Source organism: Paractinoplanes toevensis (assembly GCF_018332695.1).
Taxonomy (GTDB): domain Bacteria; phylum Actinomycetota; class Actinomycetes; order Mycobacteriales; family Micromonosporaceae; genus Actinoplanes; species Actinoplanes toevensis.
The window spans coordinates 69,473-90,652 of the sequence record NZ_BOQN01000085.1 but is presented as its reverse complement, the minus strand read 5'-3'; the positions used below and the strand labels follow the sequence as shown (position 1 = coordinate 90,652).

20 protein-coding genes are annotated in these 21,180 nt (G+C 70.2%); 6 read left to right on the top strand and 14 right to left on the bottom strand.

From position 1 onward, the window contains the following. Window positions 1-23: 23 nt before the first annotated feature. Both Ato02nite_RS32700 and Ato02nite_RS32695 read right to left on the bottom strand, forming a co-directional pair. Entirely contained in the window at window positions 24-1,019 is a 996-nt protein-coding gene (locus tag Ato02nite_RS32700) for a hypothetical protein (RefSeq protein ID WP_213010531.1), read from the bottom strand. A 40-nt stretch (window positions 1,020-1,059) separates the two neighbouring features. After that, window positions 1,060-1,614, bottom strand: a complete 555-nt coding sequence (locus Ato02nite_RS32695; protein ID WP_213010530.1) for a hypothetical protein — start codon at window positions 1,612-1,614, stop codon at window positions 1,060-1,062. Window positions 1,615-1,689: 75 nt separating this feature from the next. On the opposite strand from Ato02nite_RS32695, the gene Ato02nite_RS32690 reads away from it, so the two are divergent. Continuing rightward, window positions 1,690-2,610 (top strand): SMP-30/gluconolactonase/LRE family protein, encoded by a 921-nt coding sequence (locus Ato02nite_RS32690; protein ID WP_246607699.1) that lies wholly within the window; start codon window positions 1,690-1,692, stop codon window positions 2,608-2,610. Here the strand turns inward: Ato02nite_RS32690 and Ato02nite_RS32685 are convergent. Next, window positions 2,591-3,070, bottom strand: coding sequence for a hypothetical protein (locus Ato02nite_RS32685; RefSeq protein ID WP_213010528.1), 480 nt, complete (start codon window positions 3,068-3,070; stop codon window positions 2,591-2,593). The two genes, Ato02nite_RS32690 and Ato02nite_RS32685, sit on opposite strands and share 20 nt — an antisense overlap. A gap of 154 nt (window positions 3,071-3,224) precedes the next feature. Between Ato02nite_RS32685 and nhaA the strand changes: the two genes are divergently transcribed. Continuing rightward, window positions 3,225-5,102, top strand: a complete 1,878-nt coding sequence (gene nhaA, locus Ato02nite_RS32680) for a Na+/H+ antiporter NhaA (RefSeq protein WP_246607697.1) — start codon at window positions 3,225-3,227, stop codon at window positions 5,100-5,102. An 804-nt stretch (window positions 5,103-5,906) separates the two neighbouring features. Here the strand turns inward: nhaA and Ato02nite_RS32675 are convergent. From Ato02nite_RS32675 to Ato02nite_RS32655, 5 genes are all read right to left on the bottom strand, one after another. Beyond that, window positions 5,907-6,509, bottom strand: coding sequence for a DedA family protein (locus tag Ato02nite_RS32675; RefSeq protein ID WP_246607695.1), 603 nt, complete (start codon window positions 6,507-6,509; stop codon window positions 5,907-5,909). Window positions 6,510-6,564: 55 nt separating this feature from the next. Beyond that, complete coding sequence (locus tag Ato02nite_RS32670) at window positions 6,565-7,272, bottom strand: class I SAM-dependent methyltransferase (RefSeq protein ID WP_213010527.1); 708 nt, start codon at window positions 7,270-7,272, stop codon at window positions 6,565-6,567. A gap of 9 nt (window positions 7,273-7,281) precedes the next feature. Then, the gene (locus tag Ato02nite_RS32665; RefSeq protein ID WP_213010526.1) at window positions 7,282-8,547 is read right to left on the bottom strand and encodes a glycosyltransferase; all 1,266 of its coding nucleotides are present in this window, start codon (window positions 8,545-8,547) and stop codon (window positions 7,282-7,284) included. Between the two features lie 18 nt (window positions 8,548-8,565). Then, on the bottom strand, window positions 8,566-10,755 hold the full coding sequence (locus Ato02nite_RS32660; RefSeq protein ID WP_213010543.1) for a GH92 family glycosyl hydrolase: 2,190 nt from the start codon (window positions 10,753-10,755) through the stop codon (window positions 8,566-8,568). A 73-nt stretch (window positions 10,756-10,828) separates the two neighbouring features. Continuing rightward, window positions 10,829-12,262, bottom strand: coding sequence for a pyridoxal phosphate-dependent decarboxylase family protein (locus Ato02nite_RS32655; protein ID WP_213010525.1), 1,434 nt, complete (start codon window positions 12,260-12,262; stop codon window positions 10,829-10,831). A 128-nt stretch (window positions 12,263-12,390) separates the two neighbouring features. On the opposite strand from Ato02nite_RS32655, the gene Ato02nite_RS32650 reads away from it, so the two are divergent. Continuing rightward, on the top strand, window positions 12,391-13,185 hold the full coding sequence (locus Ato02nite_RS32650; RefSeq protein ID WP_213010524.1) for a hypothetical protein: 795 nt from the start codon (window positions 12,391-12,393) through the stop codon (window positions 13,183-13,185). Between the two features lie 18 nt (window positions 13,186-13,203). Then, window positions 13,204-14,052 (top strand): aminoglycoside phosphotransferase family protein, encoded by an 849-nt coding sequence (locus tag Ato02nite_RS32645; RefSeq protein ID WP_246607694.1) that lies wholly within the window; start codon window positions 13,204-13,206, stop codon window positions 14,050-14,052. 12 nt (window positions 14,053-14,064) lie between these two features. On the opposite strand, the gene Ato02nite_RS32640 is transcribed toward Ato02nite_RS32645, so the two are convergent. Then, window positions 14,065-14,388 carry a plasmid stabilization protein gene (locus tag Ato02nite_RS32640; RefSeq protein ID WP_213010523.1) on the bottom strand — a complete coding sequence of 108 codons (324 nt, stop codon included), beginning with the start codon at window positions 14,386-14,388 and terminating at the stop codon, window positions 14,065-14,067. A gap of 113 nt (window positions 14,389-14,501) precedes the next feature. Between Ato02nite_RS32640 and Ato02nite_RS32635 the strand changes: the two genes are divergently transcribed. Both Ato02nite_RS32635 and Ato02nite_RS32630 read left to right on the top strand, forming a co-directional pair. Continuing rightward, window positions 14,502-14,831 carry a PadR family transcriptional regulator gene (locus Ato02nite_RS32635; protein WP_213010522.1) on the top strand — a complete coding sequence of 110 codons (330 nt, stop codon included), beginning with the start codon at window positions 14,502-14,504 and terminating at the stop codon, window positions 14,829-14,831. Further along, window positions 14,828-15,802: a hypothetical protein gene (locus tag Ato02nite_RS32630; RefSeq protein ID WP_213010521.1), complete on the top strand. Its 975-nt coding sequence runs from the start codon at window positions 14,828-14,830 to the stop codon at window positions 15,800-15,802. Before Ato02nite_RS32635 ends, Ato02nite_RS32630 begins: the two co-directional genes overlap by 4 nt. A gap of 2 nt (window positions 15,803-15,804) precedes the next feature. Here the strand turns inward: Ato02nite_RS32630 and Ato02nite_RS32625 are convergent, their stop codons facing one another. Genes Ato02nite_RS32625 through Ato02nite_RS32605 form a run of 5 tightly spaced genes read right to left on the bottom strand, consistent with a single transcriptional unit; the run spans window position 15,805 to window position 21,168 of the window. Then, window positions 15,805-16,602: an SAM-dependent methyltransferase gene (locus tag Ato02nite_RS32625; RefSeq protein ID WP_213010520.1), complete on the bottom strand. Its 798-nt coding sequence runs from the start codon at window positions 16,600-16,602 to the stop codon at window positions 15,805-15,807. Window positions 16,603-16,648: 46 nt separating this feature from the next. Continuing rightward, entirely contained in the window at window positions 16,649-17,980 is a 1,332-nt protein-coding gene (locus Ato02nite_RS32620) for a nitrate/nitrite transporter (RefSeq protein ID WP_213010519.1), read from the bottom strand. Between the two features lies 1 nt (window position 17,981). Continuing rightward, on the bottom strand, window positions 17,982-18,278 hold the full coding sequence (locus tag Ato02nite_RS32615) for a Rieske (2Fe-2S) protein (protein WP_213010518.1): 297 nt from the start codon (window positions 18,276-18,278) through the stop codon (window positions 17,982-17,984). Then, complete coding sequence (locus Ato02nite_RS32610) at window positions 18,275-20,821, bottom strand: FAD-dependent oxidoreductase (RefSeq protein ID WP_213010517.1); 2,547 nt, start codon at window positions 20,819-20,821, stop codon at window positions 18,275-18,277. The genes Ato02nite_RS32615 and Ato02nite_RS32610 overlap by 4 nt, the downstream gene beginning before the upstream one ends. Beyond that, window positions 20,821-21,168, bottom strand: a complete 348-nt coding sequence (locus Ato02nite_RS32605) for a molybdopterin oxidoreductase (protein WP_213010516.1) — start codon at window positions 21,166-21,168, stop codon at window positions 20,821-20,823. The genes Ato02nite_RS32610 and Ato02nite_RS32605 overlap by 1 nt, the downstream gene beginning before the upstream one ends. Window positions 21,169-21,180: the final 12 nt, after the last annotated feature.

Genomic DNA, 21,180 nt, shown 5'->3' with positions numbered 1-21,180 from the left:
AGCATCGGCCAGGCAGGTTTGAGTCAGCAGGGCGGACCGCTCCGCGAAGGCCCGGATGGGTTGCGCATGCGGTCCGTGAGTTCTTGCAGGCCGGCCTCATCGAGTTTCGGGGTGGGCCGGCCGAGCTGTGCGGGGTTGGCGAAGTGGCCCTGGACGGCTATGTCGCGAAGTATCTGAGCAGCGCTGTTTTCCGGGTGGGTGAGTTGGTCGGCAACCATCAGCCACTGCCGGGCGGCCGCGGCGGTCATGTCGTCGGGATCCTGGGCCAGGATCTCGTATACCGGCCGGGTGGATCCGGGCAGCGTGGCCACCCAGTAGCGGACGTTGACCGAGCGGTCCCGTGCGAGCAGGAGCAGGTCTTCCTCCGGGAGATCCCAGCCGTGATCGGCCATGGCGTGAACGACGGCAGCTCGCACCCGTTGGGCCGGATCGTGAACCAACTGCCGGCGTTGCTCGGCGGTGGTACCTGCGTTTTGAGCCGCCGCCGCCCGCACATCGGGCTCCGGGTCATCGAGCAGGGTTCGCAGCACGGCGGGATCGCCGATCCGTTCGGCCAGGATCCCGCGAACCTGTTTGGCCGGATCCCGGGCCAGCAGCAGGGTGATCTCGGCGGGCAAGCCCTCCTTCTGCGCAAGCACGAAACGATGGTCCTGGCCAGCCGATGCGCACACCGCACGCTGCACGCGCTGGTCGGCGGCGGGGTTCATGGTCGCCGCCCAGCGGACCTCGAACGTGCTGTCAGTCAGTAACGCGATCAGGACATCCGGGGGTGTGGCAACGTTACCGGCGATTGCCTCGCGGGTGGCGCGGTCGGAGTCGGCCGCCAGCGCTTGCAACGCCTCCGGTGGGGTATCGGGCCGAGCCGCCACAGTGCGGCGGACGTTCTTCGAGGAATCCGCGGCCAATCCGGCCAGCACAGCGGTGCCGGCGTTCGGATGCGCCGCAGCCGCCACCCTCATCCGGACCAGTTTGTGACCTGCCAAAGCTTCGATCTCTGCCACATCACCGCTCGCCGCCATGACGGAAACCCTAGACGCCATGATCACTAGCCGAGCAAAATCAGCCGACGGCGGTGCCGGTTACCGGGGTGGTGCCGTACAGGTCGGCTACCTGGACCAGGCCGGCCCAGCCGTCGTCGTAGCCGAGCAGGACGCGGGTGGCCGGGTCCGGGCCGTCGCCGTCCGCGCGTTTTACCAGGTCGCGGACCTTGGCCGCCTCGGTGGCGTTCAGTTCGACGCCGGCGGCGGTGCCGGTGGCCTGGACGGTGCCCAGCGAACCGTTCAGCACCGCGCACAGGCCGGTGCCGTTCACCTCGATGTAGTAGCTGTCGGCGTCGCACATGCCGATGAAGCGGCCGATCGTGCCGGGACGGTCGGTGGCCGGGACGACCGTGCTGATCGCGTCGTCGACGGTGTAGACCTGCACCGCGTGCGCGCCCGCGGGAAGGGGTTCGTTGCCGGCGTGGCTCAGCACGTACGCCCCGAAGGTCGCCGCCGTGGTGGCCGCGGCCGCTGCCGTGGCGGTCAGGCCGACCAGCCACCGCCGCCGGCGGCGGTGCCGGCCGCGGGCGTCGGGGGTCGTGATCGGACGGTCGAGATTCATCGTCGAGGTCATGGGCATCAACCTATGAATCGGCCGACGGCCGCTGCGTGAGTCGCCGTACTCAACATGGGCGGGTATGAATACCGGATGGACCTGCGAGTCATTCCGCTGCCCAGTTACGGTGCCGAGGACGTCGTCGTGGCCACCGGCGGGCCGTACGAGGGTCGTGTCCTCACCGGCACCGAGGACGGCACCATCTGGTGGATCGACCCGGTGAGTTCGGGGATCGGCAAGGTGGCGGGCACCGGTGGGCGGCCGCTCGGGCTGGAGCTTATGCCGGACGGGCGGCTGCTCGTCTGCGACGCCCGTCTCGGGCTGCTCGCCGTCGGGCCGGGCGGTGAGGTCGAGACGCTGGTCGACACGGTCGGCGGGCACCGCATGCGGTTCTGCAACAACGCGGCGGTGGCGCGGGATGGCACGATCTATTTCTCGGACTCGTCGACGGTTCATCCGATCGACCGCTGGAAGGCCGAGGTGGTGGAGCTGACCCGCACCGGGCGGCTGCTGCGCCGCACGCCGGACGGCGAGGTGACGGTGCTCGTGGACGGGCTCGCGTTCGCCAACGGGGTGGCGCTGGCCGCGGACGAGTCGTTCGTGGTGGTGGCCGAGACCGCCGCCCGCCGGCTGATGCGGTACCGGGTGGGCACCGGCACCACCGAGATCTTCCAGGACGATCTGCCGGGTTACCCGGACAACATCTCCACCGGCAGCGACGGGCTCATCTGGGTGACCGTCGCCAGCCCGCGTGATCCGGTGGTCGAGTGGCTGCAGCGCGGACCGCTCTGGTTACGCCGGCAGGTGACCCGCATTCCGGCGAAACTGCAGCCGGCCCCGAAACGTACGGTGCGCGTCCAGGCGTACGGAAATGATGGTCTGGTGAAAAGGGACCTCAGCCTGGCGACCGAGCGTTTCCACATGGTGACCGGCGTGCGGGAGCACGCCGGTCAGGTCTGGCTCGGCAGCCTGCACGAACCGGCCGTCGCCGTGCTCACGAACAGTGGTGGGTGACCGGCGACAGCCATTCCTTGAGCGTGGGGCCGAGGACCTTGTTGACGTCGTCGGTGGTCTTGATGCCCCGGAAGAACGCGGCGTCGGACGCCTTCTTCTGCAGGCTGTCGGCGGTCTGCTTGCCGTCCGCCTTGATCTGCGCGTCGGTGCTGTCCGCGGTGGCGGTGCGCACGGCGGTGGCGAGCGCACCCAGCTTCTGCTGGGCGTCCTTCTGGGTGGCGGTGGCCGGACCCGCCACCATCTTGCTGAGCGACTCGGCGAAAGGACCGACATTCTTGGTGTACGCCTGACCCAGCGCCTCGCAGGATTCCTTCGTCTCGGCGAGCGCGGACGGCAGCGCGGCACCACCGGGCGCGGACGCGGCCTGCGCCCCACCGGGGGTTTGCCCGGCGGCGGTGCCACAGGCCGCCATGGTGCTCAGCGCACCGCCGACCATCAGCACGAGCACGGCACGGCGCATGACGAAACCTCCTGGAAACGGGTTGAGGTCCGTAGGCTACGACGGCCACTACAGTGACGTCCATATATCTGAGCAAGATTTTGGGAGCGCTCCCAGACAAAGTCACGCCGGGGGGAGGCGCAAGCTTTAACGTTCACGTGCTTGGGTGTACGCCGTGAGCGACACCCTGCAAGGCAGTACCGCCTGGACCCGCCGCGTAGCCACCCCGCTGCGCGCCTTTCTGCGCACCGAGGCCGGCAGTGCCGGGGTGCTGCTGGCCGCCATCGTCGTCGCGATGGTCTGGGCGAACGTGGCCGACGGCTCGTACGAGAGGTTCTGGCACACCGACCTGTCGATCCACCTCGGCGACATGAGCGTCGAGCTCACCCTCCGGGAGTGGATCAACAGCGGCCTGATGACCCTGTTCTTCCTGGTCGTCGGCCTGGAGGCGCGCCGCGAGTTCGACCTGGGCGATCTGCGCGACCGGCGCCGGTTCATCCTCCCGGCGGCGGCCGGCATCACCGGCATGATCCTGCCGGTCTCCATCTTCCTGGCGGTCAACCACGGCGGTGCCGGCTCGGCCGGCTGGGGTGTGGCGATGTCCACCGACACCGCCCTGGCCCTCGGCCTGCTCGCCCTGGTCGGCAAGCGGGTCCCGGACCAGGCGCGGCTTTTCCTGGTCACCGTGTCGGTGGTCGACGACCTGGTGGCGCTGATCGTGATCGCGGTGGCCTACACCGACGAGATCAAGCCGATGCCCCTGGTCGTGGCGATCGTGCTGTTCGCGGCCACCCTGGTGATGGCCCGGCTCAAGGTGCGCACCGGCTACGCGTACGTTCCGTTCGGCATCGCCATCTGGGGTGCGATGCTGGCCAGCGGCATCGACCCGGTCGTCTCCGGCCTCGCGCTCGGCCTGACCGCGGCCGCCTACACCCCGGCCCGTGGCGATCTCGAGCAGGCCAGCGACGTGTTCCGCTCGTTCCGCGAACAGCCCACCGCCGAACTGGCCCGGTTCGCCCGGGTCAGCCTGGTCCAGACCCTCTCCCCCAACGACCGGTTGCAGCGCACCTACCAGGGGTGGAGCAGCTACCTGATCGTGCCGCTGTTCGGCATCGCCAACGCGGGCATCGCCATCGACGCGCACTTCCTGCGCCGGGCGATCACCTCCCCGGTGACGATCGGCATCTTCCTCGCGTACGTGCTGGGCAAGCCGATCGCCGTCACCGGGGTCTCCGCCCTGATCACCTGGCTGAGCCGGGGCCGGATCCGGCCCGCCGTGGGCTGGGCGTCGGTGCTGGGCACCGGCACCATCGCGGGGATCGGCTTCACCGTGTCGTTCCTGATCGCGGCGCTCGCGTTCGAGGGGCCGCTGCTGGCCGAGGCGAAGCTCGGCGTGCTCGCCGCGGCCGCCGTCGCCAGCGTGCTGACCTGGACCGAGTTCCGGATCACGTTCATGCTGCCGAAGGCGAAACGGGCGGTCGCCCTGCTCGGCGACGCCGACCAGCTGACCGACCTGATCCCCGAGGTCGACGAGGAACGCGACCACGTGCGCGGCCCGGCCGACGCGTCGGTGACGCTGGTCGAGTACGGCGACTTCCAGTGCCCGTACTGCGGCCGGGCCGAACCGATCGTCCGCGAGGTGCTGACCGACGACGACCTGCGGTTCGTGTGGCGCAACCTGCCCCTGACCGACGTGCACCCGCAGGCCCAGATGGCCGCCCAGGCCGCCGAGGCCGCCGCCTGCCAGGACAAGTTCTGGGAGATGCACGACCTCCTCCTGGCCCACCAGGACCGGCTCCGGATCATGGACCTGCTCGGTTACGCCCGGCAGCTGGGCCTCGACGAGGACCGCTTCCACACCGACATGATGGCGGCCGGCGACTCCGGCCGGATCGTCGAGGACGTGGAGTCGGCCGACCTCAGCGGCGTCTCCGGCACCCCGACCTTCTTCATCAACGGGCAGCGCCACTACGGCGCCTACGACGTGCACACCCTCAAGGAGGCGATCCGGATGGCCCGGGTCCGGGCGAAGATCGCCGCCCGGCGTCGCTAGCTCCCGGCGGTCCGCCGCCGGCTGCGTCGCTGGACACCTTTGTGGTCAGGGTCGCGAGAATCAAACCCACTTTCCGGTACGGAAGACACCGTCGCCAACCGCAACATCCCCCGACCGCCGCCACCCCGCAAGCACCGTGCCACACCAGCACGTGCCGCGACTCTCGCGCAACGACACACGCAACCAGCTCCCGCGCGGCGACACCCTGCGCTGCTCACCCATACGCCGCGCCGCTCTGCTCGGATGGCGTTTTATACATATTCGGCCCGTCGTGACGGGTCAATGCCCCGTCGTGGCGCCCCGGCATCGCAGATCTTGTGAAGTTGCTGCTCTGTCCGCACGCTAAGTCCACTAGGTCGCGCCTGGCCGGGCCGTCGTGGTCGGACATAAGCGGTATGTCGTGTTCTTCTGACCGCGGGCGGCCCACGGTGTGGAAGCGCTGCCAATCAGGCGGGACCGGCCCGGAATGCGGGACGACAACTCAGTATCCGAGAGCAACAACCACCCTGCGGGAGCACGATGACCGCTGGGATCTCGTCGACAGCACCGGGAAGCACGGCTTGTCGCCCGCGACTGTTCGTCCTGGCCGGTGGGGGCGGGCCGGGGTTGCGAGCTTGGGCCGGGCCCGCCCGCAGCGGGCGCGCGGAGGGTTAGTTGCACCGGCCGGGACCGCGTGCCACGGGAGTGCTTCGGCGCGTACGGCAAAGGTTTGATCTTCCGCGCGAAAGCGTCCCGCCCTCCGCTTCGAGGCAGGCCGGGCCGGGGTCCCGTTCTTTCTGGAATGGCGGGAACCCGAAAAGATCTCTAGCTCCCGGCGGTCCGCCGCCGGCTGCGTCGCTTGCGCCAGAGGTACGCGAGGAGCACCGTCGCCGCCAGAGCGATCGCGACCACGAGGTAGCGGCTGACCGTCGCGGCGATCTCCTCCAGGTGGTCGCCGGCGAAGTAGCCGGCGGTGGACCAGCAGCCCACCCAGACCGCCGCGCCCAGGACGTTCCAGACCACGAACCGGCCGAACGGCATCTGGGTCGAGCCCGCGACCACGCCGTTGAACTGCCGCAGCCCCTCCACGAACCGGGCGACCACCACCATCTTGGGGCCGTGCCGGGACATGAACGACTCGACGCGGTCGAGCCGGGGCGGCGTCAGGCGAACGTACCGTCCGAAGCGCAGGAGCAACGGCCGGCCGCCGCGCCGCCCGATCCAGTAACCGACGCTGTCGCCGACGGCGGCGGCGAGGAAGGCCGTCACCGCGACCACGAAGATGTTGAGGTGGCCGCGGCCGGCGTAGGCCGCGCCCGCGATGATCGCGGTCTCGCCCGGCGCCGGGATGCCGAAGCTCTCGATGAAGACGATGGTGGATATGCCGGCGTAGCCGAACCGGTCCACCGCACCGAGCAACTCCAGCATGAGCCCACCGTAGGCGCCGAACCGGCCGGTGACACAGGTCAGCGGCGGACGTCACTCAGGCCGGTTTTGTCCCGCTGAGAAGCATGGTGCGGCCGAGGACCCTGGGGTGCCGCAGCGGGAACGGCAGCGTGACCTGCTCGGCGAGCGGGGTGAACTCCTCGGTCCCGGGCGGCGGCGCGAACGACGGGTAGTACGAGCGGTCGGCGAAGGGGTCGACGAACACGAACCGGCCGCCGGGTCGCAGCACCCGCAGCGCCTCGCCGAGCGCCCCGCCGGATATCTCGTGCAGGGTCATGCAGCTGACCACGACGTCGAAGCTGTGATCCGGGAAGTCGAGGGCGGCGCCGTCCTGCTTCACGAACGTCACCTTCACCCCCTCGGCGCGGGCGTTGTCCTCACACAGCTGCCGCGAGTACTGCCAGCTCGGGCCCCACGAGTCGACGCCGGTCACGGTCGCGTCGGCCCACGCCTTGGCGATCTTGATGGACAGGCTGCCGCTGCCGCAGCCGACGTCCAGCACCCGCCCGCTGCCCGCGCGGCGGGCGATCGTCTCGTGGATGCGCCACTGCGCCCCACCGGGACCGAGGCGGTAGGCGCTGCCCAGCAGGATCACGGTGATGTAGCCGAAGACCGCCAGCGGCACCAGAAACAGCAGGAACCACGGCGAGAAGATGGCCAGCACACACCCGGCCAGACTCAGCACGGACAGCACCACGAACGGGTACAGCCGGCCGAGCCTCAACCAGGTGCGATAGTGCGGCATCCGACGAGACTAGGCGGCGGCGGTCGTGCGCGGGAACAGGCTGTCGAAAACGGCACCCCGGTCGAACTCCATCGCCTTCGCCCGGGCCCGGCGGGCCAGCTCGGCCTTCTCCTGCGGGGTCATCTCCAGGATCACCCGGTCGAGGGCCTCGGCGAGCCCGTTGATGTCGCCCGGCTCGACGATGACCGCCGCGTCGCCGACCGCCTCGCCGGTGCCGCCGGTCAGGGTGGTGACCACCGGTCCGCCGCCGGCCAGCATCTTCTCGGCGAGGGCGATGCCGAACGTCTCCACGAAGTCCGGCTCCGGCTTGGTCGGCAGCGCGTATGCGGCACAACCGCGCATGAGCAGCGTCTTCTCCTCGTCGTCGACGTCGGCCAGGAAGACGATCCGGTCGTCCTCCTTGGCCATCGCCCGCACGTGCTCCAGGGCCGGCCCGGTGCCCGCGATCACCAGTTTCACGTCGTCCCGGCACCGCATCTGCCCGTACGCGATGACCAGGTCGTAGATCCCCTTGGCCCGGGCCACCCGGGACAGGAAGAGGATGTAGCCGTCGCGCTCGAGGCCGCGGCGGGCCAGGGCGGCGTCGACCTCGGCCGGTTCCGGATCGACGAACGCGGTCGAGTCGATCGGCGGGTAGCTGACCGTGACCCGGCGGCGGCACTGCTCGGCGAACGTGGTGCCGGAGTGCGCGTCGACCTCCTCGGCCGAGGCGATGATCTCGTCGCGTGTGTACTCGGAGACCGCGACCAGCTCGTCGTTGGCCAGGAACGTCGTGAACAGCACGGTGGCCGCGCCGAAGCGGCCCTCCCGCAGGCAGGACCGGATCACGTTGGTGACGTCCGAGCCGACCGCCTTGGCGATGGTGTGCACCTGCGGCGCGAACCCGGCGGCCCGGGCCGCGGTGACCGCGTCGACGACCACGGTGGTGTGCGGCACCAGGTACATCGACAGGCAGACGGTGGGCACCGGCTCGCTGAGCAGCTCGACCAGCCGGCCGGTGAGCCCGGCCAGGTGGCGGCCGTCGGGCACCCGGTAGTCGCCGACCGGCTCGGGCCGTTCGACGGTGATGCCCGGGCTGTACGGCAGCAGCCGGTCCAGCGGCTTGAGCGGCAGACCGGCCGCTTCCAGGGTCGGAATGGGCCAGGTCAGCAGCCGGACGTCGTCGAAGCCGCGGGTGAGCGCGACCTCGGCCAGGTTTCGGGCTTCACCGGAGTGGCCGCAGATCACCGGGTCGGCCCGGACCACGATGACAAGGCGGCGGCTGGGGTGGCTCATGGGGGTCCTTGGCGGGTGTCAAGAGAGGGACGGGGGTCGGAGCTGATGGCCCCAGGTGCTGGGTTCGGGTCCCAGCTTCAGGTGCAGCCGGCCGCCCCGGTGTACGTCGGCGGCGGACAGGTGGGTGGTGTGCAGGGGTTCGCCGTTGAGGGTGGCGGACTGCACGTACTGCACGGGCGGATCACGGTCGAGGCCGTCCACGCCGATCGGGGTCTCCCGGTGTCCGGAGGTCTCGATCACGAACTCGCTGTCACCGGCCTGCAGCACGGAACGGCCGAAGGCGGGGGCGTTGATCAGGAACAGGTTCTGGCCGGCCACCGGGAACAGGCCCAGGGACGCCCACACATACCAGGAGCTGAGGCCGCCGGAGTCGTCGTTGCCCGGCAGCCCGCCCGGTCCGGTGCCGAACTGCCAGGTCAGCGCGGCCTGGACGATCTCGGCGGTCTTGTCGGGGCGGCCGGCCCAGTGGTACGACCAGGGCGCCTCCATGTCCGGCTCGTTGTTGAGGCCCTCGAAGCGGTGCAGGGCGTAACCGGCCGCCATCTCGGCCGGCTGCGGGGTCTGCCCGGGCTGCTTGACCGGGTCGGCGCCGTAGCCGAAGAACCGGTCGAGCATGCCGATGAACGCGTCGTCGCCGCCGGCCAGCGCGATCCGGGCGGCCATGTCGTGCACCAGCCGGAACGAGTAGTTCCACTTGCCGCCCTCGTAGAACTCGGAGTCCCGCAGCAGGCCGGTGGCCGGGTCGAACGCGTTGACCCACTGCCGGCCCCGGCGTTCCAGGTCGTCGGCGAGGCGGCGGTCGTTGAGCGAGCGGGCGACCCGGGCGGTGCAGTGATGGGCGTACGCGAGGTCGAGGGTGTGCGTGATCGGGTGCACGACGCCGTGCTCGAAGAAGTCCTCGCCGTACATCCGGCGCAGGTCGTCGACCATGTGCACGAGCGCCCAGGACCAGTCGATGCCGGCCCGGCCGAGCGCGTGCGCGTCGGCCAGGGCGGTGTGCGCGAGGGCGCTGGCCTGCCGGAAGAACCGGTCGGCGCCGCGGGCCATCCGGTAGCCGATCGGGAAGTTGCCCTCCTCCTCGCACACCCGGATCAGTGATTCGAGGATGTCGGTGTGCCGCTCCGGCGCGATCGCGGCCAGCAGCGGCAGCTGGGTCTTGTAGATGTCCCACATCGTGCAGACGTCGAACGCGTACGGCCCGGAGTTCGGCCAGAACGGGCTCTCGTCGTCGGCCACGCAGGGTTTGATCAGCGAGTGGTACAGCGCGGTGCCGAAGACCGTGCGCCGGGCGGTGGTGCCGCCCTCGACCTGGACCTTGCCGACGTGTTCGCGCCAGCGGGCCCGGGTGCGGGTGCGGACCACGTTGAAGGCGGGCTCGCTGTCCCGGCCGCACTCCCGTTCGAGGTTGCGCCGGGCCTGCTCGTGGCCGCGCAGCGAGAAGCCCATCCGGATCTCGACGGTCTGGCCGGCCCGGACCGAGCCCATGAAGAGCATGCCGAACGGCCGCAGCGTGGTGTGCCGGATGCTGTCGAAGTCGAGCCGGGTGCCGCCGTCGATGAGCCGCCGGTCGTACCAGAGCATCTGCCGCCAGCCGGGGGTGTCCGCCTCGATGTAGACCGACAGCGGCACGCCCTCCATCACCACGGTGCCCTGGGCCTGCCCGTACCCCATGCTCTCGACCTGGGCCCGCAGCGGCACGGTGCGGCCGAGGTCGATGGCGAGCCCGCCGCAGGACAGGTCGATCACGACCCGCGCGGAGCGGTGCTCCGGGAACGTGTAGCGGTGCACGGCGACCTTGGCGCCGACGGTGATCTCGCTGCGCACGCCGGTGTCGAGGGTGGCCGCGTAGTAGCCGGCCTCGGCGACCTCGTCGTGCAGCTCCCAGGACTCCCCCAGCGCGTCGAGCGGCTGCACCATCGGGGTCACCCGGACGTAGTTGTAGTACTTGCGGATCGCGCCGGTGCCGGACTGCTGGAAGTGGGTGAACCCGGACGCCTGGTGCCGGTCGAACATCTCCTCCGGCACGCCCTCGGTGTTCTTCGCGTACCGCCCGTAACCGGTCGGGTAGGCACCGGAGTAGGCGCACGCCGAAACCATGCCGAACGGCGAGGTGGCCCCCGGGTGAGTGTTGCCCACCTGCGGTTTCGGCCACCACCAGGTGGCGGCCAGACCATGCGCGCGGGGCAGGTCGGTCGCTGCGGAGCCGATGAACGGATCGATGTCGTCGAGGATGGCGGAACCATACCTACTGCGGGCCCCGCGACGGTTTCAAACAGATGAACTACTTGTTGATCATGTTGTCGACCAGTTCCTTCACCGTTGCCGCGAAGAGGTCGACGTCCCGGTCCGTGGTGCGCCAGTTCACGATGGCCGGGCGCAGGGCCACCTTCCCCGCATGGACGGTCGTCCCGGCCAGGAAGCGGCCGTCCGCCACGATCGCGGCGCCGAGGCGCCGGTTGAAATCATCAAGACCCTCTTCCGGTACGCCCTCCGGCCGCGCCCGGAAACACACGATGCACAGCGGCACCTCGGCGAGCCTTTCCAGCTCCGGCGACTCGTCCACGTGCCGCTTCAGTCGTTGGGCGAGGTCCAGGTGGCGCTCGACCATGGCCCGGTAGCCGTCCCGGCCGTAGGCGGCGAGCGTCGCCCAGATCGGCAGCGCCCGGGCCCGGCGCGACGATTCCGGCCCGAACGGCGCGTGCCCACCGGCCGGATCGTCCGGCGCCGGCAGGTAGGGCGCGCCCGGCATGCCGAACGCCCGGCCGAGCCGCGCCGGATCTTTGATCAGGGCAAAGCCCGACTCGTACGGGACATTGAGCCACTTGTGCGCGTCGGCGGCGATCGAGTCGGCCCGCTCGATGCCCTCGACCAGGTGCTCCGTTCGCGGCGACAGCGCGGCGAAAAGCCCGAACGCGCCGTCGACGTGCAGCCAGCAGCCGTACTCGGCGGCCAGGTCGGCCAGCGCCGCGATCGGGTCGAAATCCCCGGTGTTGACCTCCCCCGCGTTCCCGATGATCACCGCCGGCCGGCCGCCCAGTTCGTCGAGCCGGCGCCGCATCGACGCGAGATCCACCCGCCCGGTCGCGTCGGCCGGGAACGTCTCGGCGGCGTTCCGCCCGTGCCCGAGCATCTGCAGCGCCTTGCGCGCACTGGCGTGCAGGTAACCGCCGGACAGCACCGGCATGCGCGGCAGCCCGGCCAGGCCGTCACCGACGGTGTCGGCCCCGAGCCGCTCGCCCCACCACTGGGTGGCGCAGCCGAGCCCGGTGAAGTTGGCGAACGTCGCCGACGCGACCAGTGCACCACCCCAGCCCTCGGGCAGCCCGAACAGCTCCCGCAGCCAGCCGAGCGCCACCGTCTCGACCTCCGTCGCGAACGGTGACGACACCCGCCCGTAGGCGTTCTGATCGAGCAGCGAGGCCAGCCAGTCGGCGGCCAGCGCCGCCGGGGTGACCCCGCCGATGACCAGGTGGTAGAAGCGCGGGCCGGACGAGGCGGTCCCCGCGGCCGTCCCGATGTCGATCAGCCGGTCCACCGTCCCGGCCGTCCCCGCCCCGGCGTCCGGAAGCGCTCCGCCCAGCCCGGCCAGCATCCCCAGCGCGTCGTGATCCAGGACCGGCCGCCCGGCCAGCGAATCGAGGTAGCCGCCCGCCGCCGACGCCACCCGCATCAGCGCGTCACCGGCCACGGCCGCGTCGTCCAGTGGATCAGCCATCCGGGCAGCCTCCTCCGAGTCGGATGATCGGACAGTACTAAATAGACGAACGCCTACGTCTGTCCGACATCACCGTCCGTATGACTCTCCGGCCGGCCGTCGGGGGCGGCCGGTCTGGGGAGCGTGGAATGACGAATCCGGTCGAGGAACAGAAGCCCGCGTCCGGCAAGCGGGCCAGGGTGGTCAAGTGGCTGACCGTCGCGGGGGTGGTCGCGGTCATCGGGGTCTTCGCGGACGTCTCCCAGGTCTTCGGGGTGAGCGTGGTGGACGCCATGGACTACCTGCGCAAACACGGCACGGTCACGCCCACGACCGGCCCGGGCTCGTCCTCGCCGGTCAGCGCTCCGGCATCGGGGCCACCATCGGGGCCGCCGTCCGGCCCACCGTCATCCGGACCGACCGGGCCGCCGTCGTCCGGGCCGTCCGCATCCGGCAACGGGACCGGGGGTTCCGGAAGTGGCAACTCGGGCGGCGGCACCGGGAGCGGCGGCGGGCCGGGAAAACAGGGCGGCACGGTGAAGACCGGAACCTCGACGCCGCCGGTCACGGTGGCCACCACGGCCTCGGCGCGAGCGAGCATCACCGCGCCGGCCGACGGTCTCACCACCCAGCAGACCAGGGCGACGCTGTCGATCTCGGCGTCGCCGGTCACAGTGTCCGGCTGGGTCTGGTACGTCGTCGTCCAGCCCGCTCACCACACGACCTCGGACTACCTCTACCGCCTGCGCCCGGAGACCGGCACCCTGACCGTCGGCATCGGACCGGCCACCGGGGGCTCCGGCGCGACCGACGACTACCTGATCCGCCCGGCCCTGATCAGAGCCGACGCCGCCGCCGACATCGGCGGCTACCGCGATGACGTGTTCGCCCCGTCCGGCACCCGGTACTTCAACGGCATCACCGTCCACCGCGAGTCCCAATGACATGATGGAATCAGCCGCATGATCGATACGGCGCTGGTTCGCACGCTGGTGGACGCCCAGTTCCCGCAGTGGGCCGGCCTACCGCTGCGCCGGATCGAACAGGCCGGCTCGGACCACGTGATCCACCGCCTCGGCAACGAGCTCGCGGTCCGGCTGCCCCGGCACGAGGGCGCGATCGGCCAGGCCGAGAAGGAGTACGACTGGCTGCCCCGCCTCGCCCCGCACCTGCCGCTGGCGATCCCGGTGCCGGTAGCGGTAGGCCGCCCGGCGGAGGGTTATCCGTGGCCGTGGGCGGTGTCCCGCTGGCTGCCCGGCGAGACGGTCACGGTCGCCCGCTTCGGCGAGTCCACCGAGACGGCGCTGCAACTGGCCGGCTTCCTTACCGCCCTGCAGAACATCCCGGCCTCGTCGGACCTCTCGGCTGCGTCGGATCTCCTCGCTGCGCGCGATGCGTCGACACGGGCGGCCATCGCTGAGGTGGCGTCGGTGTTCGACGCGGCCGCGCTGACCCGGGTGTGGGAGGCGGCTTTGAGTGCGCCGCCGTGGGGGCGGCCGCCGGTCTGGTTCCACGGCGACTTCCACACCGGCAACCTGCTCGCCGAGGGCGGCCGGGTCAGCACGGTCATCGACTTCGGCGGTCTGGGTGCCGGCGACCCCGCCAAGGACATGATGATGGCGTTCACGCTCCTGGGGCCGGCCCCGCGCGCGACGTTTCGGGAGGCCCTGGCCGTGGACGACGCCACCTGGGCGCGCGGGCGCGGGTGGGCGCTGGCGGGCGGGCTCAACGCCTACGTCTCGTACGCCGCAATTGATGCTCGCGTCGCCGCGCAGACCACCCGCCAGATCACCCAGGCCGTTGCCGGCTGAAGGCCGGCGGTTTCAGCGGGCGAGCGCCTTCTCCAGCTCGGACTTGCTCATCGAGGAGCGGCCGGCGATGTTGCGCTTCTTCGCCTCGTTGTAGAGCTGCTCCTTGGTGCGCCCCTGCGCGCCGGTGTGCGAGCGCTTGCCACCGCGATGCCCGGACGACACGTCCTTGATCGACGACCGGCTGGCGGTCTTCGACTCCCCGGCGCGGGCCCGCTCCTTGTTCACCGTGCGCGCGGCGATCTCCTTGGCCCGCTTCTCCGAGCCGCCGCGATCCTTGACGCTGTCCTTGATGTGCTCGTACTGCCGTTCCCTCTTCGGGCTGGAACCTGCGGGCATCTCCGCCTCCCTGATCGTGGTCCGTCAGGTACGGGATTTCCCGTTCATCGCGGTCAAAAACCCCCGCCATAGCGTTGTTGACGTTATACCTTCGTCTCCGTACTATCGGCGCCGTGCAAGAACCCACCTTCCTGATCCTGACCGCGCTGGCGGCCCAGCCGCTGCACGGTTACGGCATCGTCCAAGCCGTTGCCCAACTCTCCGACGGGGAGGTGCGGCTGCGCCCGGGCACCCTCTACGGCGCACTCGACCGCCTCGACCAGCAGGGCCTGATCGCCCTCGACCGGGAGGAGCCGGTCGACGGCCGGCTCCGCCGCTACTACCGCCTCAGCGACAGCGGCACGACCGCCCTGGCCGAGCAGGTCGAGCACCTGCGCCGCCGGGCGAACGTGGCCGAGAAACAGCTCCGCCTGCGGCCCGGCTTCTCGGGCGGTGGCGCGTGAGGGCGCTACTGGCGGCCTATCCGGCCCGGCTGCGCCGCAAGCACGGCGCCGAGCTGCTCGAGACCATGGCGGAGATGGCCGGCCCCGGCGGCCGCGCGACCCGCGCCGAGAAGCGGCAACTCGTGCTCGACGGCGTCCGCGAGCGGTTCCGCCCGCCGACGCGCCGCCCGCTCGCCGTGGCCGCGGCCGTCCTGGCCCTGCTGATCGGCGGGGCGTTCGGCGCCGCCGCCGGCTCCTGGGCAGGCACCTGGGGCTACGCCGAGCTGCCCGACGTCAGCTCGGCCCTCACCCAGCCGGGCGTGATGTCGGCGACCGATCACTATCTCTACGCCGACGGCACGATCCCGGCCGGCACCGACGTCCAGACGGAAGTGGAGCTGACGAGCCACCGGCTGGCCGCCGAGGGCTGGACGACCGGCCCGATCACGGCCGGCGACGGTACGGACGGCGTACTGAAGAATGTGCATTTCGCCGCGGAGAACGCGGACGTCCGGCTGGATGTCTACGCCTACCCGGACGCCGGCGGCGCGCCGGCGATCAGCATCGCCGGCTGGCCGAGACGCCCGGCGTCGTATGTTCCGCTGACCGTCGCCGGAGCCCTGCTGGGCCTGCTGGCCGGCTGGCTGATCGGGGTCGCGTTGTCACACCGCATCCAGGCCGCCCGCCGGCCGCGGCTCAGCGCGCTGCTGACCGCGACCGGCCTGATCCTGGTGATCCCGTCGGCCGTCGGCTTCCTGGCCTCGCTGGTGCGCTACCTGACCATCGCCGACCCGCTGGGCACCGGCGAGCTGGTGCACGCCCACGGCTTCGCCTTCGGCCCCACGATCGACCTGCTCCGGGCGCTCGACCTCGGCGAGGGCTGGTATCTGACGCCGAGCGACCTCCAGCAGCTGCCGCTGTACGGTTTCGCGCTGATCGCGATCGCCGCGATCCTCGCCCGCCCGACCCGGGAGCACCGGGCCGTGGCCTGAGCTCACCGTTTGACGGCGACCCCGCCGTACATGTGGACGTGTTCGTCGGGGACCGCGCGGGCGGCCTCGTCCGGGCGCCAGTGGTTGACCAGGACCACGCCCGGATCGATCAGATCGAGGCCGCGGAAGAGGTCCTGGCACTCGGCGAGGTCGCGGGCCTTCTCGTTGATGCCCCGGGCCAGGTAGGCCGCCACGCCCTTGTTGACCTCGTCCGGCGCGCTGTCCGCGGTGACCGTCGACAGGGCCAGGACGCTGCCCGGCGGCAACGGCTCCATCAGGGTGTCGATGATGTGGTGCACGCGGTCGTCGTCGACGATGAACTGCAGGATCGCGATCAGGCTCAGGGCCACCGGGCGGGACAGGTCGAACGTCTGCCGGAACTCCGTGGAGCCGATGATCGTGGACGGGTCGTGCAGGTCGGCGTCGAGGTAGGCGGTGCGGCCCTCGGCGGCGCCGGTGAGCAGCGCGCGGGCGTGCACCAGGACGATCGGATCATTGTCGACATACATCACCCGCGACGACGGGTCCACGTCCTGCACGACCTCGTGCAGGTTGGGCGCGGTCGGCAGGCCCGCCCCGATGTCCAGGAACTGCCGGATGCCCAGCTCGGCCGCGATGAACCGGGCCTGCCGGGCCATGTAGTTGCGGTTGGCCCGCATCGAGATGGCCAGGTGCGGCCAGTCGGCGGTGATGAAGGCCGCGGCGTCCCGGTCGGCCTCGAAGTTGTCCTTGCCGCCCAGCAGGTGGTCGTAGATGCGGGCGGAGTGCGGGAGGCCGGTGTTCAGCTCGGAGGAGGACACGCTCCCACGATATCGAAGCGTGTCTTCCTCCGGGTGCCCGCAATGATCAGACGGCGCCGGCGGTGCGGGCGCCGGGTCGCAGGTAGACGGCCCAGGTGACCAGCACGCACAGGATGTAGAACGCGATGAACCCGATGTAGGCGGCGTCCGCGCTCTTGGTCTCCAGGAAGGACTGGCGGAAGGCGAGGTTCACCAGTACGCCGCCGAGAGCGCCGATCGCACCCGCGATGCCGATGACCGCGCCGGACAGGCGGCGGGCGGTCGGTTCGTCCGACGGGTGCTTGGACTTGAAGATCGCCGGGATCATCTTGTAGGTCGAGCCGTTCCCGACGCCGCTGAGGATGAACAGGGCGACGAAACCGACGATGTACAGCGGCAACGACTTCTGCTGGGCGGCCAGCAGCACGACGCCGGCGCCGACGGCCATCGCGATGAAGTTCAGGAACGTCACGCGGGCACCGCCGAGCCGGTCGGCGAGCGCACCGCCGAGCGGGCGCACCAGCGAACCCAGCAGCGGGCCGAGGAACGTCAGGTAGGCGGCCTTCACCGGGGTGGAGAACTCGGTGTGGAACTGCACCTGCAGCACCTGGCCGAACGCGAACCCGAAGCCGATGAACGAGCCGAACGTGCCGATGTACAGCAGCGACATGATCCAGGTGTGCGGTTCGCGGGTCGCGTCCCGCATGGCCCGCTTCTCGCTGCGGGCCTGGGTCAGGTTGTCCATGTAGAGCGCCGAGCACAACGCCGCCACGACGATCAGCGGGATGTAGATCCCGGCCACGATCCCGGGATGCCCGGCGCCGAAAACCGCCAGAACAAACAGACCGACCAGCTGGACAGCGGCGACCCCTAAGTTGCCGCCACCAGCGTTGATACCGAGCGCCCAGCCCTTGAGCCGGTTCGGGTAGAACGCGTTGATGTTGGTCATCGACGAGGCGAAGTTGCCACCGCCGACGCCGGCGACCGCCGCGAGGACGAGCAGCGTCGAGTAGGACACCCCCGGCTTGATCAGGAAGGCGGCCAGCACCGCCGGGATCAGCAGCAGCGAGGCACTGAAGATCGTCCAGTTACGGCCGCCGAACCGGGCCACCGCGAAGCTGTACGGGATGCGCAGCGCCGCCCCGACGAGCGTCGGCACCGCGGTGAGGAGGAATTTTCCGGCCGGGTCGATGCCGTACGCCGGGCCCAGAAAAAGAACGAGCACCGACCAGAGTGACCAGACCGAGAAGCCGATGTGTTCCGACAGGATGGAGAAGATCAGGTTTCGCCGGGCGATCGGCGCCCCCGTCGTCGCCCAGAACGCCGGATCCTCCGGGCGCCAGTCGTCGATCCAATGTCCGCGTACCGAAATCAGTGGGCGGTCAAGAGTGGCAGTCATCTCACACCTCTACAAAGAGCTGGTCGTCGTCGACGCGGACCGGATAGGAGGTGACCGGGTCCTGGCCGCTCAGTGAGCAGCCGGTGGCCAGGTCCCAGGCGTACAGGTGAAGCGGGCAGACGACCTGCTTGAGGTCGATCTGACCGTCGGCCAGCGGGCCGCCCCGGTGCGGGCAGACGGCGGACAGTGCGCGGACCGAGCCGTCGCGCAGGCGGAAGACGGCGATCATCCGGCCGTCGACGGCGAAGGTCCGGCCCTCGCCGAGCGGAATGTCGTGAACCGATCCGATGGGCTTCATGCGCGCACCGGAACCTGGGGCAGCACGGTCAGCGGCAGCGAGGTGCGGAACTGGCCGGGCGTGGCCGGCTCGGCCCGCTCCTTCCAGGGGTCCCGGTAGGCGCCGACCGCGGCATCCATCGCGGCGTCGAGCGCGGCGGCGATGCCCTCGGCGTCGTCCACCACGACCGCCCGGATCTTCTCGATGCCGACCCGCGGCACCCACGCATAGGTGCGCTCGAGCCAGTTCCCGCTCTCCCGGTAGTACTGCAGGAACCGCCCGGTCAGCACGATCACTTCCTCGGGTGAGGAGACCGTGGCGAGCAGATCGCCCTTGCGGACGTGCGCGCCGGCCGCACCGCCGACATAGATCTCCCATTTACCACCGTCAATAGCAACAACACCAAGATCTTTGACGTACGCCTCGGCGCAGTTACGCGGGCAGCCGGTGACCGCCAATTTCATCTTGCCCGGCCCTTCGATGCCCTGATAACGCTCCTCCAGCGCGATCCCGAGCGCGGTGGAATCGCCGACCCCGAACCGGCAGAAGTCCGATCCGACGCAGGTTTTCACGGTACGGAAGCTCTTGCCGTAGGCGTATCCGCTGGGCATGTCCAGGTCGGCCCAGACCTGCGGCAGCTTCTCCTTGGGAATGCCGAGCAGGTCGATCCTCTGCCCGCCGGTGAGCTTCACCATCGGCACGCCGTGCCGCTCGGCCACCTCGGCGATCCGCTTGAGGTCGGCCGGGGTGGTGACCCCGCCCTTCATCTGCGGCACCACCGAGAACGTGCCGTCGCGCTGGATGTTCGCGTGCACCCGGTCGTTGATGAAGCGGGCGTCCCGCTCGTCGACATACTCGCCGGCCCACATCATCTTCAGCAGCGACGCGAGGCCCATCTTGCTCTTGGCGTCCTCGTCCCCGCCGAGCGTGGCGAACACCGACGACACCGACTTCAACTCGTGCCGCCGGATCGCCGCCATCAGCTCGGACTTGGGCATCGGCACACCCGGCACGTAGTACGACGCCGCCGGGTCCTCCTCGACCGAGCCGCCGTTGGCCCACTCGACGATCCGCTGCACAAGAGGCTTGCAGGTGCCGCAGCCCTTGCCGGCCCGGGTGGCGTCCATGCAGCCGCTGACCGTCTTGCAGCCGCCGTCGACACACGCCTTCAGGGCACCCTTGGTGACGCCGTTGCAGTTGCAGACCTGCTCGTCGTCGGGCATGTCGTCGACGCTCTCCTCGGCGGCCGGCCCGCCCAGGTCGAACAGCAGCTCGGCCCGGTTGTCGGGCAGCGGCAGACCCTTCTCGAACGCCTTTATCAGCGCCATCGCCTTGCTGTTGTCGCCGACCAGGGTGGCGCCGACGAGCCGTCCGTCACGAATGATGACGTTCTTGTAGACGCCGCGCTTGGGCTCGGCGAACTCGAGCAGTTCGTCGTCGTCCCGCTCCGGCTGCGACAAACCCATCGAGGCGACGTCGACACCCGCCACCTTGAGCTTGGTGGACACCTGCGACCCGTGGTAAGTCGCACTAACGTTCGTCCCACCAACGTTCGTCCCACCAACGTTCGTCGCACTAACGTTCGTTCCACTAACGTTAGGGGCGCCAACGTTAGGGGCACTAACGTTGGTGGCGCAAACGTTCGTTGCCAGCACCTTTGCCTGCTCCCACAGCGGTGCCACCAGGCCATACACCTGACCACGGTGCTGGGCGCACTCCCCCACCACGTAGATGTCCTCTTCGTCCATCGCGCGCATGTGGTCGTCCACGACGATCCCCCGCTCGACGACGAGCCCGCTCACCGCGGCCACCTCGGTGTTCGGCCGGATGCCGGCGGCCACCACCACGACGTCGCAGTCGATCACCGTGCCGTCCGCGAGCTTGACCCCGGCCACCGCGTGCTTGCCGAGGATCTCGGTGGTCATGCCGTCGACCACCACGTCGATGCCGAGCTTCTGCTCGATCGTGGCCTGCAGCGTCTTGCCGGCCTGGAAGTTGAGCTGGGTGTTCATCAGGTGGCCGGCGGCGTGCACGAGGGTCACGTGGCCGAGGTGGTTCTGCAGGCCACGGGCGGCCTCGAGACCGAGCAGGCCGCCGCCGATGACGACCGCGCGCTCGTGCTCCTTCGCATAGCGGATCATGGCGCGGGTGTCGTCGAGCGTGCGGAAGACGAAGACGCCCTGGTGGTAGCCGCGGCCGGGCACGTGCGCGCCCTTGATCGGCGGGACGAACGCGGAGCTGCCGGTGGCGATGATCAGCTTGTCGTAGCCGGTCGTGCTGCCGTCCGACCCGTACACCATCCGGGCGTAGCGGTCGATGCGCTCGATCCGTACGCCGGTGTGCAGGGTGATGTCGTTCTCGGCGTACCAGGAAAGGTCGTTGAGAAAGATCCCGGCCTCGTCCTCGATGCCCGCGAGCACGTTGGACAGCATGATCCGGTTGTAGTTGCCGTAGGGTTCGTCGCCGAACATCGTGATGTCGAAGTCGCCGCCGCGGGCGAGGATCTCCTCGACGGTGCGGGCGCCGGCCATCCCGTTGCCGATGACCACGAGTCGTTGTCGCATCAGACCTCCACCAGTCCCAGGTCGACGATCACCGTTCCGGTGACGCCGGCCGGTGCGGCCAGCCACAGTTCGACGTTCGTGCCGGCCGGCAGGTCCTCGACGACGCGCAGGGACACGTGCACGTCGCTCTTGGCGCCGATCGGGAAGTAGCGCATCGGGTGCCCGTCGCGGGTCAGGACCGCGCAGACGAGTTCGGCGGCCGCGTTGCCGCCGCGGAAGTAGACAGCCTGCGCGGAGGACCCGTCGGGCACCACGTAGGACAGTTCGGGGCCGAGCGGGGCCGGCCGATCCAGGCCCTTACCCTCGAAGGGAAAGACGCCCTGCAGAAAACGCGGTGTCGAATGCACCTGTCGAACCCT